Below are 14,911 nucleotides of genomic sequence, written 5' to 3' on the forward strand. Positions count from 1 at the left end.
CTTTGAAAAATGTTATCCGTGCGTGCATAAAGCTGGGCCAAGCGTGGCACTATATAATCGACGGTGAAGAGAGGTGTGGTTCCGTTGTACTTCGATAAGAGTTCAACAGATTTGCTCGTTCATTGCAGTTAAATGCAGCAAAGAAACACCATTGCAAACCTTTGTGAATGCTGATGGATACGAATGTATGACTTAGCCTACGCTGAGATGTTTTTCGTAACAAATTCTTTGCAATAAATGAACCTTTGCGCAACTAATCAAACACCGTCTTAAAAGCCTCATCCACAATCGTGAGATTGCGGGTGGGGCTATTGCGCATTTAAGAACGGTTTTACTCCTGCTCCTGCTCGTGCATGAATAAACATAGATAGATGCTATTCCTGCAAATGATACGTTTTAATCGCCAGCTGCAGCAAAAGCTTAGTTTCGGGATCGTCAAGCCGCAATTGCAGCTCGCTGCGAATTCGTTCAAGTCTGTAATTGACAGTATTATAATGAACATACAGCTTTTCCGCTGTTTCCTTGGCGTTGCAGTTGCAGGCAAAATAGGTGGATAACGTCGTAAGCAGCGCTCCCTGCTGCTTGCGCTCCATAGCCAGCAGCGGATACAAATAAAGCTGCTTGAATTCCTCCAGCTCCTCGCTTCCCTGCATGCGGTACAGCAGCAGGTATACGCCTAGCTGATTGTAATGCAGCACCTCCTCTTGCGTGCGATACACTTTGCGGATTTCCATAACACGGCGCGCCTCGCGATAAGCATTAGCTACATCCGTTGCTTGCGCGACAGCGCGACTTAAGCAAAGCGTCGCTTTACGCTCTCCCAGCTCGCTAGCCAAGCTTTGACGGATTTTATGGGCCAGCTGCTTATACTGCTCCTCGCTCCACCGCTTGCCCTGATGGGAAATAAGGCAGACGAGCTCACCTTCAAGCAGCGTCCACATTAGCTGTACCTCTGGCACCAGCTCTGAATTCCAGCGCAATTGCTTTACAATTTGCTGCAGCTCCTTGACATTGGGCTGCTCCTCCCAAAATGAAACCGAGCCGACCATATACGCACTTGTAGGTTCCATCGGCCATCCGCAAGCCTCGGCGCGCAACTGCAAATCCATGCTGGATACCATGCGGCCTGATAGCCAATCCTGAACAAATTGCTCCAAATACTTGGTCTCAATATTTTGCCGCACCTGCATATTGCTAATTTCAAAGCCAAGCAAACGGGTCGCCCAATTCAAGGTAAGCGCATCAACCGTGCGATAATGATTGTATTGCTCAATGACGACCAGGCGGTAGTTGTACATGGTATCTCCCGGTACAGTTACACTATGCGCATGAAAGCTTTCATTTCCGACAGCAATTACATTGCTGTCCAGCCGCTCTGTGCCAAGCAGCTTCGACCATTCGCTGTCTTTGACTGTCTTGCTCCAGCCTTCCAGCCCTGGCGGAACGATTAATTTGCGATCCTTGTCAATGAGCAGCAACGGATTGTTGATCATCACATAAAGATGCTTTAAAAATGAGACTAGACCATCACCATGTAGCAACAATTGGGATAGTCTTTGAACTCTGCTTTGCAAGATCATTAAATCCTTCGCCTCTGACACAAGCACGCGCTCCATAATTTCCCGCACAAGATCGGAAAAGGTGGCACTTGGCGGCAGCTCAATTAAAGGCAGGCCATAGCGATTGGCCGCTTCCACGACCTCCTGCGGAATTTCATCAAAAAATCGCTTCGGCTTCAGGCCAAGCGCAGCAATGCCTTTGCCTGCCAGCTGCTCAACGAGCACAGCCAGCTTTTCCGGCTGATCCTTGAACGGATAACCGGTCGTCATCAGCAGCTCGCCAGCGCGAACCCATTCTACGACATCAGGTACTTCCATCACATTGACGCGTGTTATGACATTACTTAAGCCTGTGCTCCCTCCAAGCAAAACGGCGTCCTGCAGGCCAGGCACCTCAAACAAGGAGCTTACTGTAAATGCATCTGCATGCATCGCTTCCACCTTCCCCTCATTCACTGCTGTTTCCTTGCAATGTTGATTATGCGATTGAAGGCCAGGAGCCTACAAGCGAAGTGATTGCATAAACGCTTCGCTTGTCGCAACCCAGCCGAATATTCCACCCTGTTGATGAATCATATTTAACGCTGCTTCATGGTCTGCCGCGTCAAATGCAGCTGTCCCATCCGACAGCACCACGCATTGGTAATCCCGATCATTCGCCTCGCGGACTGTTGTTGAAACACATACATGAGTTGTAACGCCGCAAACGATCAGATGCGTTATTCCGCGCGCCTGCAGCAGCTCATCCAGCTCCGTGCGGTAGAAGGCGCCTTTACCGGGCTTATCCACCACTATTTCCCCGGAAATAGGAGTAAGGTCGGGCACAATATCATGCCCTCGCTCGCCTCGAATTAGAATTCTCCCCATTGGCCCGGGATCGCCGATTCCCGCTCCTTGCTTGCGGCTGCGTGCTAATTTGGAGGGCGGACAATCCGATAAATCAGGCAAATGCCCTTCTCTCGTATGAATAACTAGCATCCCTTGCGAGCGAGCCGCTGCAAGCACCTTCTGCACCGTTGGAATGATCGCTCTCGTTGCTGAAATATCGTTGCCAAGCAGCTCGCCAAAGCCTCCCGACGAGCAAAAATCATTTTGCATATCAATAATGAGCAGTGCTGCTGTCGCTGGGCTGTACGAATACACATAGGGCTTTGCAGGCGTTATCGTGTTCGTCATCATGTTCGTCTGCGTCATCGTGCAAGCCTCCCTCCACAATCGTTGTTAGTTGTCGTGCTGAGCTGCAGCTGCTTGCGGCAGCGTTATATCGACCAGCGTCGTTTCAAAAAAACGATTGGCCGGCACTGCTGCCTCAACGGGCAGGAAGATGCTAAGCTGCTCGGTTGGCTCACTATCATCGTTGGCAACAGAATGCACAACCTGAGCCGGCACTAAAAACGTATCGCCAGCCTGGTAGCTTTGCCACTCACCATTGCAAAGCAGCTTCACCTTGCCTTTCGTTATATGAATAATTTCCGCTACATTATGGTAGTGAGGAAGAACGGCGCCACCAACGCCGATCTTCTCCCACAAAATTGAATTGGCTCGTATGCCTAAGGAATCCGCCTCCGCTGCAGACAACAGCTCGCGATGGTACAGCTCAACATGATTAGGCATAAGCTGCCAATGCTGCTCCTTTGCTTCCTTTACGACCGTTACCTCTTGCCTGCTCATGGACATAGCCTTCCTTTCTTGTGCCGTTATTGTGGAATCGTACCAATAACCCCTTCAACCAAATAATCTGTAGATTCAAGCTCCTCAACGGTTAGCTCCTGACCTTCCTCAATTTTTACGTTTCCGCTCTGATCCTTGATCGGTCCGGCAAATGGGTTAAGCTCACCCGACAGCAGCGCTGCCTTCTGCTGCTCAACGTAGCTGACAACATCGCTTGGCACGTTGGCCCCAAATGGGCTAAGCTTTACAACATCGTCGGCCAGTGTTCCGCGATATTTGCCGTCATACTGGCTTCCTTTAAACTCGCCTGCCGTGCCAACCTTAACCATATCGACAAACAGCTCACCCCAGTTCCATTCCGAGCCGGTAACCCAGCCATTTGGCGCCAGCTCGGAGGCATCCGCATGATAGCCGACAGTCATTACACCGCTGCGTTCCGCTGTTTCAACGACCGTTTTCATACAATCCTGATGCAAGCTCAGCAAGTCTACGCCTGAATCAATAAGCGAGTTGGCTGCATTGGCCTGCTGGCCAGGATCGCACCAGCTGCCTGTAAATACAACATTGGTCGTAGCCTCAGGATTAACGGAACGAGCACCAAGCGTAAAGGCATTAATATTAAGCAAAACCTGTGGAATCGGCACGGATACGATAAAGCCAAGCTTGCCGCTTTGCGACATTTTGCCGGCAGCTACACCAGCCAAATAAACAGGCTCCCAAATCGTTCCGAAATACGTACCGAGGTTTTCTGCTGTTTTCAAGCCGCCTTGATGGTAGAACAGTACATCAGGATGACGCTTCGCCACATTCAACGCAGGCTCCAAATGCCCATAGGAGGTAGGGAAAATAATTTTTGCCCCTTCTTGAATCATTTGCTCCATAACACGCTCTGCTTCCGCGCTTTCCGGCACGTTCTCAGCACGCAGCACCTTCAAATCGGGATACGCTTCTTCAACTGCTACGCTGCCCAGATAAGCTGCCTGATTGTAGCCGTAGTCATCCTTCGTGCCGACGAAGATAAAGCCGACAGCTGAGCCGCCAACGCCTGGCACAGCATCGCTTGACTGCGCATTGCCGCCGCCAGTCCCTTCACTATTGCTATTCGTCCCTGTATTAGCAGGGTTGCTTGGCTGACTGCAGCCTGCAAGCAGCAGCATCACGGCCACAAGCAGTAAAATAATCGATTGGCTTGATTTCTTCCATGTTGACGTTGATTTCATGTTGTTTCCCTCCAGTGTGATATGATGTTCTCTATCTATTGCGTAAAGCTTAGCTTCTATTGCCGGATTAACGGCTAATGCTCGCCTGCCCCAGTCTCGTCTCTTTCGTTGCTGTGAATGCTTGCCGAGCCGAGCAATTGGTGAACCTGCTTCGTCTTAGCCCGTCAGCCCGAGCCGGCGAGCACCTTGCCGAGCGCCTCCGGCGTTTGACTTTGCTTGCGTCGTTCAACAATGAGCAAAGCTACCAGCGTCAGCACGTACGGCACCATAAACAGAAAGTAAGGCGAGATCGCCAACCCCTGCTGCTGCACAGTAAGCTGCAGCGCTTGAGCCGCCCCGAACAAGTAGGCGCCCAGCATTGCCTGAACCGGCTTCCAGGATGCAAAAATAACGAGTGCTACTGCTACAACTCCGCGACCAGCGACCATATTTTCCACCCAGCTGTGCGTATAAGCGATCGATAGCTGTGCGCCGCCGATCCCTGCCAAAAAGCCTCCTGCCAATACAGCCAAATAGCGAACAAGCCGCGGATTAATGCCGCTTGCGAACAACACTTCCTCACGCTCGCCTGCCGCCCGCAAAATAATGCCAAGTCTCGTACGGAAGATCAGGTACCAAAGCATTGGTACAAGCAGCATTGACAAATAGGTAAGCGGGTCATGATTGAACAAAATTTTGCCGAGATAAGGAATATCGGACAATAGCGGGATCGGTACAGGATTAAAGCCGACAATTTGCTGACTGACAAAGCCTTTGCCAAAAAACGCCGTTACCCCCATGCCAAAGAACATGATCGTTAAGCCAGTCGCCAGCTGATTGGCGCCGCAGCTTATGACGAGAAAGGCGTGAATCAATGAGATCAGCAAACCGCATAACCCACCTGCAACTGTGCCGAGCCAAGGATTGCCGCTCCAGACTGTAACCGCAAAGCCGCCGAGTGCGCCGCACAGCATCGAGCCTTCCGTTCCCAAATTGATTACTCCTGCCCGCTCCGATACAAGCTCTCCTTGACTGGCAAGCATCACTGACGTGCCTGATCGAATCGCGCCTGTTAAAATATCTGCAATCATCGCTTCACCAACTTTCCGCTGCCAAGAATAAAGAACAGTACAAGTGCCATCAAAATATTAACCGAGGAAGACGGCAGTCCTGAGAAAATTTCCAGCTTATTGCCCGCCACGCTAATCATGCCGAGCAAAAATGCGGTAGCCATCAGGCGAAGCGGGTTATTCCACGCCATCATTGCTGCCAAAAAGCCAAGGTAGCCAAAGTTCGTACCAACCGTGGCCCGCAGTCTGCCTTCAATGCCAGCGATTTCGATCATCCCGGCAATACCCGCGATCGCGCCAGCAGCAAGCAGCACCCAAAAGTACATGCGGTTAATGTTCATACCGGCACGCTCTGCCGCCAGCCGATTGCTGCCAAGCACGCGTATGCGGTAGCCCAATCTCGTTTTGCTTAAAATAAACCAAACAGCGACTGCCAAAACGATGGCGATGACAAAGCCGATATGCAGGCGGGTTCCATTAATGACCGGCAGCCGCAAGCTATAGGAAATTTCGGGGGAGAATGGCCAGTTGAAGGAATTAGGGTCCTTCAGCATGCCATGAACAAAAAAGCCGACAATAAATACCGCCACATAGTTTAGGAGCACACTCGTAATCGTTTCGTTCAGCTTGCCTTTAACCTTCAATACTGCTACTACTGAAGCCCAGGCAGCTCCGCCCAGCGCGCCTGCCAGCAGCATAATCGGGATGCCGATCAGCGCAGGCATTTGATCCAAATAAAAGATTGCAAACCAGGTTGCAAACAAGGCGCCAATCGCCAGCTGGCCTTCCCCGCCGACATTGACAAGACCTGCCTTGGCGGGCAAAGCAGCGGCCAAGCCGGTTAAAATAAATGGAGTAGCCTTCAGCAGCACCTCGCCAAAGCCATATAAATCTCCAAATGTAGTAGCAACCATTGAGCTGTACAGCTCGATTGGATTAACCTCGTAAAAGGTTAGAAAAATACCGAACAAAATAAATGGCGCAATAATGGCTGCTGTTTGAATCATCCACGAGGAATGACGCTGCAGAAAGGTAGATTTGCTCTCGAATGCGATTGATGTTGGTTGACTCATGCTGACTCTCCTTTCAGCATTAATTGGCCGATCTGGGCTGCATTGGTTGACGCTGTTTCATATGGCGACGTAAGCCGCTTCCCGGCAAGCACGACCAGTTGGTCCGACAGCTTGAACAGCTCATCCAAATCCTCGGAGAACAGCACGATCGCTGTGCCTTGCTTCGCTAGCTCTAGCAAATGCTGCTGAATCGTACGTGTCGTACCGATATCAAGCCCGCGGCTTGGGTAGCTGATGATCAGCACCTCTGGCTTGCGAATTAGCGCTCTTGTCAGCACCATTCGCTGCACATTGCCGCCTGACAGCGTGTCGGCCCTTCGACTGCTGGCTGCCAGCGCCAGTGCTTGCGCTTGCTCGCTTTGCTCCAGCTCTTGCGCCAACGCTTTCCAGTCGATGCCCAGCCCTTTTTTCTTAAGCTCCATACCGTCCAGCACCATATGCTGCAAAATGCTGAAGCCCGGAATAACCGACTCCTTAATCGGGTCCTCGGATACAAAGCTGACACCCGCTTCAAGAAAAGCGCGCACATCAGGCTTTAAAGGCTTGCCAGCCACCTCAATGCTTCCTTTAAGCAGGCCGCGCAGACCAAACAAAACCTCTGCCAGCTCCTTCTGTCCGCTGCCGGATATGCCAGCTACGCCAACGATCTGCCCTTTCCTTACCTGCAGGTTTAAATCCTGAATGATCACTTCGCCATAATCACCCTTGATCATTCCGTCCTTGATTACTAACGCCAGCTCGCTCGAGGTCTGTATGCCGCTTTGCTTTTCAACGGTCTTCAGTTCCTTGTCACCCATCATCGCGCCAATAAGCTGATCTGCCGTTAAGCCGTCCTCCTTGCTTGCCGTATACGTGAGAACGCCGCTGCGCAGCACGCTAACCTGATCGGCACAAGCCAGCACCTCATTAATTTTGTGTGTAATTAGCAATATGCCATAGCCATCGGCACGCAGCATGCGCAGCATATTCAAAAAGGCTTCAACCTCCTGCGGCACCAGCACGCTCGTCGGCTCATCGAATATAATGATGCGCGTATTTTCAGCCAGCAGCACCTTGACGATTTCCAGCCGCTGACGTTGTCCAAGATCGAGCTCCCATACATAGGCGTCCGGATTGACTGCCAGACCGTATTTAGAGGAAATTTCAATAATGCGCTGCTTCAGCTTTTTCCGGTTGAAGGTGAAGCCCTTCTCGACTGATAGCGCAATATTGTCCAAAATAGTCAAGGCCGGAACAACGCGAAAATCCTGGAACACCATGCCTATTCCTTTGGCCCGCGCCTTCGTTGGTGGATGAAGCTCCACTTCCTCGCCGTCCATCATAATGGAACCGCCATCTGGCGCGTATACGCCATAGAGCATTTTCATCAGCGTGCTTTTGCCCGCTCCATTTTCACCTAATATGGCATGAATGGAGCCTGGCTTGACGACCAAATCAATTTCGCTATTTGCAACCAGCGGTCCAAATACTTTGGTCAAGCCTTTTGTTTTCAGGAGATAGCGCTCATCATGCTTTTCCATTGTCCATCCCCTCCTGTTGTGAATTATTGTCAGTTTATATGACATGTTGCGTTGTTTTTCTTTATAGGTAGATTATATAACATGAATATGTAATAATCTTTATACTATACCTATAAATATATGTACTTTTATTTAGTTTTCGCTCATAAACCTAACGCGTATATAACGTTAAATCCTTCGTTTTTTTGAAGCTAGCTATGAGAGCTCCACATTGCATGTCGCTGGCTTTTGTATGCATGCAAAAAGACGCAGCTGCCAGATTGCGAGCAATCAGCAGCTGCGTCTACTCTATAGAGGATTTTATGTTATTAATCTTTACATTGTTAACAAGAAATGAACCTGCTTCTGCTTATACGCCAAAAACCCAATGCACTTAGCTGCCAACAGCGGCTCTCCAGCTGCCGAGCACAGAGATATCCTGCGCATTTTTAACCGCATACCCCTCACAAACAAAGCCGCTAACCTCCGTGCCATCAATTAGCTCGATTTTTCCGATGCCAAGCGGAGCGGGAATAGCAGCTGCAAATGAGCCAAAGCTGTGCAGCGGCATCCGCCATAGCTCTACCACAATTTCGCAGCCTTCCTCCTGTGGCACTTTAATAAGTCCAGGCTTGCTAGGCTCGGTATCCAGCTTAAAAAGTCGGTATGCGCGTGCTGTTTTCGTTTCCTTGACAAAGGCTGCGCCGCATTGCTGCATTTGCGGCTCCAGCGGCATGCCTCGCATATGCAAGCCGCAGACAGCTACTAGCACGCTCGGAACAGTCAGCTCCTCCTGCGACATTTGCTGCTGCTGCAATATTAGCCGCTGCAGTCGAGCAGCCAGCTCCACGTTAGCGCCTTCCAGCTCCGGCAAGGAAAATAAGCTTATACCAAACGGCAAGTCCTCTCCCGCTGCTGCACCTGGAACCGAAAGTGCAGCCAAATCAAGTAAATTGCAATGGTTGGTATACAGCCCCAGCTGGCTATTGTAGAGCACTGGCTGCTCCTGCAGCTGCTGGCGAGTGTAGGTGCCGCCTACTGTCGGCAGAATCATTACGGCGTGGGCCAGCTTGCGATGGGCTTCCAGCTTCATGCGCTGAATTTGGTGCTGGGCTTGAAACACTGCCGCGCCTGTATACTGCTTTACTTTGCCTGATTGTAAAATATCGCGCGTGACCGGCAACGTGCTGCCTTCATGCGCTTCAACAAAGCTGCCCAGTGCTGCCCAGCGTTCCTCGACAAATGGCCCTTCATACAGCAGCTTGGCCGCTTCCTGAAAGAGCTGTAAATCAACATATTCTACAGGAAGCTGCAGCTTATGCACCGCCGCAACTGTACGCTGCCACGCTTCTCTGTACTGCTCGGCATAATCGCCGAAAAACGTCAGCTGGCTAGCGGGAAGAAGCACCTTGGCAGGCAGCGCTGGAATGACCTTGGGACGCTGCAGCGACCACGGATCGGTGTGATCGACACCGCGCACACATTGATCCACCTGCATCGCGTCCTCAATCGTATTGGCAAATACAGTGACACAATCAATGCTTTGGCAGGCGGGCACAACGCCTTTCACAGGCCATGCGCCTACGCTCGGCTTATAGCCGATAATGCCGTTAAGCGCGGCGGGCACGCGTCCAGAGCCGGCCGTATCCGTGCCAAGTGCAAACATAACCTGGCCGCGCGCTACTGCTACGGCCGAGCCAGAGCTTGAGCCGCCGCTTATGAGCTCGGGGCGCAGCGCATTATGCACCTCGCCATAAGGGCTGCGCACGCCAACAAGGCCAGTTGCAAATTGATCGAGATTCGTTTTGCCAACCGGAATTGCACCAGCCGCAATTAAACGCTCGACCACCGTTGCATGCTGCTTCGGAATATACTCGTAGTCCGGGCAAGCAGCTGTAGTCGGCACTCCCGCCAAATCAATATTGTCCTTGATCGCAAATGGTATGCCCCACAGCGGAAGCTGCTCCGGAGAGCTGGCTGCCAGACGATCAAGATAAGGGCGAATTCGCTCCATGCGCGGCGGAGTAATCCATATATTCAGCGCCTGCTCGGCTTCAGCCTTGGCAATGATTGCTTCGATTACTTCACGCGGAGTAATCGCGCCATCCGCATAGAGCTGCTTTAAGTGACTGATGCTTTTCATATCATAACGTTCTGTTTGAATCATCGCTGCACACTCCTTCTCTTCTACTTGCCCGCCAGCGCTTTCAACGCCTCAATTACATTCGTTGAGTTGGATACACTGCCGAATACGCCGCCCTGCATCGTCACCATCTTTAATGCAGCTAAATGATTGCCGTAATCCGTCGCGCCCGTACAATCCTCCAAAATCAAGCATTCGTAGCCGCGGTCATTGGCCTCGCGCATCGTCGTATGCACGCAAACATCCGTCGTAATGCCTGTCAAAATAATGTTTTCAATTCGGCGATTGCGCAAAATCAGATCAAGATCTGTCGCATAGAAGCTTCCCTTGCCAGGCTTATCGATAATAAATTCGCCTGCTACAGGGTACAGCTCCTCAATAATGTCCCAGCCCTTTTCTCCTCGTACTAAAATTTTACCTGCCGGTCCTTGCGAGCCAATTTCCGCACCGATTTGCGCACTGCGCCAGCGTTTATTTTCTGGCAGATCAGACAAGTCCGGCTTATGCCCTTCGCGCGTATGAATTACTGTAAAGTCGGGAATTTGCCGCACAACCTCAAGCAAAGCTTTAATCGGCTCAATAGCTCGCCGTGTAAGCGATAGATCATAGCCCATTTGATCGACATAGCCGCCAGGCCCGCAAAAATCAGTTTGCATATCAATAATCATTAACGCAGTGTTGTCAGCGCGTAGATTTCCATTATAAGGATAATGATAAGGATTTGCTTGAATATACATTCATAACACCTCTTTCGTGCAATATATGTTTCTTTGTTACATTATATAACATCGTCAGTAACGATTCATTGTAGTTATTCCACAAATATTTGTGAGAAATGTTGGTTTTTCATCATAAGAAAAGAGGGAGAATGCAAGAATTGTGTCACATTATGTATCATTGACTCGGATAGTGCAGAAAAATGAGATTTGAAGAGAGTGAAGCAACACAAAGGGATGTAAAAGTATTGAGGTATTGAGGTATTGAAGTATAGGGATATAGAAGTATTTACAGAGATACGAAGAATGGGAACAGTGAAATGAAGATGAATGAGGTTACTAGCATAAAAGATTAGAATAAATAAATTGTCCACATGTGGATATTTTTTTCTTGTAGTTATCCTCAAGTCTATTGAACATTATGCAGTGACATATCGGAGTTATGTTTAGTGCTTTAGCTAAAATAGTAACGTTGCTTTGACAAAAAATAAGCCAGGCGTGCACAAAACACTCCTGGCTTAAAGCTTGTTTCAAGGCTTCCTGGCTAAATATAAATCAATCGTGTCATATACGTGCAGAACATTACCGAAGTCAACAATAGCCTGCTGAATCTCTTGCATAAAGGCTTGTCTGATCTCAGGCGGCAATGCTCGATGATCGGAATAAGTATGCAGTAAGGCGATATAGCCTGGCGCATCAAATGTTCTAACTTGCTTGTAAAGCTTATGCTCAAGCTGATTAAATCCATAAGATAAAATGATTTCTTTTCTTGCTTGATAGAGCTTACTGTCTTGCTCGATCATTGGAGCTGTATAGTTCCAGCTGCCAGCAGCGCTATAGCGCTTATAGATGTCTTGAATTTCTTGATGCAGCGGATCATCACTCCGGTTTACAAATGGTCTGTTCCAAAATAGCGCCAGTGCGGCTCCGGGCTTCAGCATACGGAATACTTTAGGATAACCGATCTCCGCTTTAATCCAATGAAAGGCTGTAGCGGAATAGATGAGATCAACCGCAGCCTCCTCTTCTGCAAACTGCTCAAATTCACAATGCAGCACTTGCAGATGGCGATATTGCTTGAACTTCTCGCGCGTAAAAGCGGCTAGCTGCTCGCCGAACTCCACAGCCGTCACCTGACAGCCTCTGTCCAGTATCGGCTTTGTAGCTTGTCCAGTACCACAGCCTATCTCAACGGCCTTCATACCCCGTTCCAGCCCCGCATAAGCGGCAATATCCGTAAACAGCTCAGCATTGTAATGCGGCCGCCAGCGATCGTAGTTGATGACATCCTCATTAAAGGTAAGACGTTTATCCATGCCCATTCCCTCCTCTGCCAAATTGACACTTCAAGTATTAATTTGCCCGTTAAATGCAAAAAAACTTCTTTGTAAGTCAAAGAAGCCTTTTGCAATCAAATATGACGAATGGCGGAGAAGGTGGGATTCGAACCCACGCACGCCTGACGACGCCTAGCTGATTTCGAGTCAGCCCCCTTGGACCTCTTGGGTACTTCTCCGTTTGCACAAACATTAATATAACATAAAAGCTAATCGAGATTCAACTGTAAATTCAATCCTCTTTCCAACCATCTGTCAGCTCCGATTTGCCGATTACCTTTTTCATATTTTTTTCGAATTTTGCACGAGGCAGCAGAATGCTATGTCCACAGCCTGCGCATTTCATACGTATATCCATCCCCATGCGAATAACGATCATTTCATTGGATCCACAAGGATGAACTTTTTTCATCTGAACGATATCCCCAAGCTCAAATTGCTTACGCTCCATTATGCTATACCTCCTGAACGTTATGATTGCTCATTCATTTGCAAGGAATGCTCTTCCAGCGTTAGTTTAAAGCGTTCATTCATATACCGTTTTACTGTATCCTCATAGGTTGCTTCACACTGAACCTCGATCCGCATCACAATTTCGTCCTTATCGAATTGCTGGATGCCCAGCACTGTAGGCTGACCGATTATTTTTTCATGCTCAAGCGTCTCTGCACATTGCTTGACGATTTGCATAATATAGCGCAAATTGCTTTGATAAGCAATCGCAATATCCAGCGAAACGGTAGCTGCATGCAAGGAGAAATTCGTAACCTCCGTAATGAGACTGTTGGGCACGATGTGAACCTCTCCCTTTTCATTAACAATTCTCGTTGTACGCAGACCAATTACTTCTACCTTGCCTTTGAATTTGCCAGTAGAAATCATATCGCCAACCGCAAATTGATCCTCCAGCACAATGAAAAAGCCGGTAATGACGTCTTTCACAAGGCTTTGTGCCCCAAAGCCGATCGCTATGCCGGCAATACCTGCGCCTGCAATGAGCGGCCCAAGCGAGATGCCGAGCTCCGAAAGCACCAGCAGACCAATAATAAAGTAGATCGTATATGAGACCATATTGTTGAGCAGCTTGCCAATCGTCGTAATTCTCCGCTTTTGGCTGGCATGTCGCACATTAAGCTGCTCTAATACGATTTTATTGATTGATTTATGAAGAATCCATGCAAGCAGCCTGCCAATGACGATCAGCAGCAAAATTCGCAAAACAGAAATGCTAAACTGACTCCAAAATTCATCGATTACGATATTGCTCGTTACGTTGTTTATCCACTCTTTCCACATCGCCGAAAAACCCTTCCTGAGCCAATTATACTAGCTGCTTATAGCCCTGCTCCAGCTTTTCAAAAATGCCGCGAATTTCAACCTGCTCTGAGCGAATGATTTCCTGCACCTTCTCCACCTCCTCTGCAGGAAAATGAATCGATAGCGCACAGCCTGCTGTAATTTCCTTTGGTGTTGGGCATATATCAATCTCGATTTCTGCATATTCTAATAACATCTCTGCTCGCAGCGCCTGCTGCGTAGAATCGAAAGCAATTAACATCTGCTCGCTCATGAAGCTGCAGCCCCTCTCTTATCGGCGTATTAAGTATAATCTGCACTATTTCGCTACATACTAGTAGTAGAGGTCGTTCAAAAACTCGACTTTGATGACGATGTCTTGCGTTGCAGGCTTAGTCGACGGCGAATATGTCACGCTACCGAAGGCTCCGGTGCTCACGTAGCTTTTGCCTACGCTGCGCTCCTCGCCTTCTAGTATCGTCCCATATTCTTGGTCCTGAAAGCCAAGTTTTTGAACCTTTATTGGAGATGGTCGTTCAAAAACTCGACTTTGATGACGATGCCTTGCGTTGTAGCTTTGTCGACGGCGAATATGTCACGCTTCCGAAGGCTCCGGTGCTCACGTAGCTTTTGCCTACGCTGCGCTCCTCGCCTTCTAGTATCGTGCCATCTTCTTGGTCCTGAAAGCGATGCTTTTGAACAGATAGTATTATATTTTGTTTCAAGAAAGGAAACTTACAAGAAACGATGGATAATAATCAATCGATTAAGGTTCCCTATAATTCTCCGATGATTCGCACCATTTTGCAACAGGAGCTGACTAACTTGCTGCAAACTGCTATGCCGCATCAGCCGATCATCGTCATTTGCATTGGCACGGATCGCTCTACAGGAGATTCGCTTGGCCCGCTTGTTGGCTCTTCCTTGGAAAAGTATCGCTCTCGCTTTATGCATGTATACGGGACCATTGCTGAGCCTGTGCATGCGTTAAATCTGTCTGATACTTTAGCTCTAATAGAAGAGCAATTTGCCGAGCCGTTCATTATCGGGATTGATGCCTGCTTAGGGCAAGCTACTAGTGTTGGCTGCATTCAAGCCGGATGTGGTCCAGTTCGCCCTGGCGCAGGCGTTAACAAGGAGCTTCCGCCTGTCGGACATATGCATATAACTGGAATCGTTAATGTCGGCGGGTTTATGGAATATTTTGTGCTGCAAAATACTCGACTTCATCTCGTTATGTCCATGTCCGAAGTAATTGCGCAATGCCTTTATCATGCTATTTCCCGTCATATTCGCAGAGCTCAGCTTGACGAGCCCACAACCTCTCTGTCGCGAATTAATTTATAGC

At 49.1% G+C, this 14,911-nt stretch carries 14 protein-coding genes and 1 tRNA gene; 1 reads left to right on the forward strand and 14 read right to left on the reverse strand.

Annotated elements, in window-relative coordinates:
• Positions 1-374 precede the first annotated feature (374 nt).
• The 14 genes from KJS52_RS20155 to KJS52_RS20220 form a co-directional block, all read right to left on the reverse strand.
• Positions 375-2,015: a PucR family transcriptional regulator gene (locus KJS52_RS20155; protein WP_213518808.1), complete on the reverse strand. Its 1,641-nt coding sequence runs from the start codon at positions 2,013-2,015 to the stop codon at positions 375-377.
• A 45-nt stretch (positions 2,016-2,060) separates the two neighbouring features.
• Positions 2,061-2,753: a cysteine hydrolase family protein gene (locus tag KJS52_RS20160; protein ID WP_246563796.1), complete on the reverse strand. Its 693-nt coding sequence runs from the start codon at positions 2,751-2,753 to the stop codon at positions 2,061-2,063.
• Positions 2,754-2,780: 27 nt separating this feature from the next.
• Positions 2,781-3,230: a cupin domain-containing protein gene (locus tag KJS52_RS20165; protein WP_213518810.1), complete on the reverse strand. Its 450-nt coding sequence runs from the start codon at positions 3,228-3,230 to the stop codon at positions 2,781-2,783.
• 26 nt (positions 3,231-3,256) lie between these two features.
• The gene (locus tag KJS52_RS20170; RefSeq protein WP_213518812.1) at positions 3,257-4,450 is read right to left on the reverse strand and encodes a BMP family ABC transporter substrate-binding protein; all 1,194 of its coding nucleotides are present in this window, start codon (positions 4,448-4,450) and stop codon (positions 3,257-3,259) included.
• Between the two features lie 164 nt (positions 4,451-4,614).
• On the reverse strand, positions 4,615-5,520 hold the full coding sequence (locus tag KJS52_RS20175) for an ABC transporter permease (protein WP_213518814.1): 906 nt from the start codon (positions 5,518-5,520) through the stop codon (positions 4,615-4,617).
• A complete protein-coding gene (locus KJS52_RS20180) occupies positions 5,517-6,572 on the reverse strand; it encodes an ABC transporter permease (protein ID WP_213518816.1) in 1,056 nt (351 codons plus the stop codon). The genes KJS52_RS20175 and KJS52_RS20180 overlap by 4 nt, the downstream gene beginning before the upstream one ends.
• Positions 6,569-8,092, reverse strand: a complete 1,524-nt coding sequence (locus KJS52_RS20185; RefSeq protein ID WP_213518818.1) for an ABC transporter ATP-binding protein — start codon at positions 8,090-8,092, stop codon at positions 6,569-6,571. The genes KJS52_RS20180 and KJS52_RS20185 overlap by 4 nt, the downstream gene beginning before the upstream one ends.
• 373 nt (positions 8,093-8,465) lie before the next feature.
• Entirely contained in the window at positions 8,466-10,238 is a 1,773-nt protein-coding gene (gene atzF / locus KJS52_RS20190) for an allophanate hydrolase (protein ID WP_213518820.1), read from the reverse strand.
• Positions 10,239-10,258: 20 nt separating this feature from the next.
• Positions 10,259-10,951, reverse strand: a complete 693-nt coding sequence (gene biuH / locus KJS52_RS20195; protein ID WP_213518822.1) for a biuret amidohydrolase — start codon at positions 10,949-10,951, stop codon at positions 10,259-10,261.
• Positions 10,952-11,460: 509 nt separating this feature from the next.
• On the reverse strand, positions 11,461-12,246 hold the full coding sequence (locus KJS52_RS20200) for a class I SAM-dependent methyltransferase (RefSeq protein ID WP_213518824.1): 786 nt from the start codon (positions 12,244-12,246) through the stop codon (positions 11,461-11,463).
• A 109-nt stretch (positions 12,247-12,355) separates the two neighbouring features.
• A tRNA-Ser gene (locus tag KJS52_RS20205) sits at positions 12,356-12,446 on the reverse strand.
• A 53-nt stretch (positions 12,447-12,499) separates the two neighbouring features.
• Positions 12,500-12,718: a DUF951 domain-containing protein gene (locus KJS52_RS20210; RefSeq protein ID WP_213518826.1), complete on the reverse strand. Its 219-nt coding sequence runs from the start codon at positions 12,716-12,718 to the stop codon at positions 12,500-12,502.
• 20 nt (positions 12,719-12,738) lie between these two features.
• On the reverse strand, positions 12,739-13,563 hold the full coding sequence (locus KJS52_RS20215; RefSeq protein ID WP_213518828.1) for a mechanosensitive ion channel family protein: 825 nt from the start codon (positions 13,561-13,563) through the stop codon (positions 12,739-12,741).
• Positions 13,564-13,588: 25 nt separating this feature from the next.
• Entirely contained in the window at positions 13,589-13,837 is a 249-nt protein-coding gene (locus KJS52_RS20220) for a putative Se/S carrier protein (RefSeq protein ID WP_213518830.1), read from the reverse strand.
• A gap of 473 nt (positions 13,838-14,310) precedes the next feature.
• Between KJS52_RS20220 and yyaC the strand changes: the two genes are divergently transcribed.
• On the forward strand, positions 14,311-14,910 hold the full coding sequence (yyaC, locus tag KJS52_RS20225) for a spore protease YyaC (protein WP_213518832.1): 600 nt from the start codon (positions 14,311-14,313) through the stop codon (positions 14,908-14,910).
• The last annotated feature ends 1 nt before the right edge of the window (position 14,911 follow it).

This window comes from Paenibacillus montaniterrae (assembly GCF_018403185.1).
GTDB classification, from domain to species: domain Bacteria; phylum Bacillota; class Bacilli; order Paenibacillales; family Paenibacillaceae; genus Pristimantibacillus; species Pristimantibacillus montaniterrae.

Bases quoted from the DNA above. Each gene is read 5' to 3' on its own strand.
- biuH (WP_213518822.1), bottom strand. From the start codon at position 10,951: ATGTATATTCAAGCAAATCCTTATCATTATCCTTATAATGGAAATCTA.
- atzF (WP_213518820.1), bottom strand. From the start codon at position 10,238: ATGATTCAAACAGAACGTTATGATATGAAAAGCATCAGTCACTTAAAG.
- KJS52_RS20180 (WP_213518816.1), bottom strand. From the start codon at position 6,572: ATGAGTCAACCAACATCAATCGCATTCGAGAGCAAATCTACCTTTCTG.
- KJS52_RS20210 (WP_213518826.1), bottom strand. From the start codon at position 12,718: ATGGAGCGTAAGCAATTTGAGCTTGGGGATATCGTTCAGATGAAAAAA.
- yyaC (WP_213518832.1), top strand. From the start codon at position 14,311: ATGGATAATAATCAATCGATTAAGGTTCCCTATAATTCTCCGATGATT.
- KJS52_RS20220 (WP_213518830.1), bottom strand. From the start codon at position 13,837: ATGAGCGAGCAGATGTTAATTGCTTTCGATTCTACGCAGCAGGCGCTG.
- KJS52_RS20200 (WP_213518824.1), bottom strand. From the start codon at position 12,246: ATGGATAAACGTCTTACCTTTAATGAGGATGTCATCAACTACGATCGC.
- KJS52_RS20165 (WP_213518810.1), bottom strand. From the start codon at position 3,230: ATGAGCAGGCAAGAGGTAACGGTCGTAAAGGAAGCAAAGGAGCAGCAT.
- KJS52_RS20175 (WP_213518814.1), bottom strand. From the start codon at position 5,520: ATGATTGCAGATATTTTAACAGGCGCGATTCGATCAGGCACGTCAGTG.
- KJS52_RS20160 (WP_246563796.1), bottom strand. From the start codon at position 2,753: ATGACGCAGACGAACATGATGACGAACACGATAACGCCTGCAAAGCCC.
- KJS52_RS20170 (WP_213518812.1), bottom strand. From the start codon at position 4,450: ATGAAATCAACGTCAACATGGAAGAAATCAAGCCAATCGATTATTTTA.
- KJS52_RS20185 (WP_213518818.1), bottom strand. From the start codon at position 8,092: ATGGAAAAGCATGATGAGCGCTATCTCCTGAAAACAAAAGGCTTGACC.
- KJS52_RS20215 (WP_213518828.1), bottom strand. From the start codon at position 13,563: ATGTGGAAAGAGTGGATAAACAACGTAACGAGCAATATCGTAATCGAT.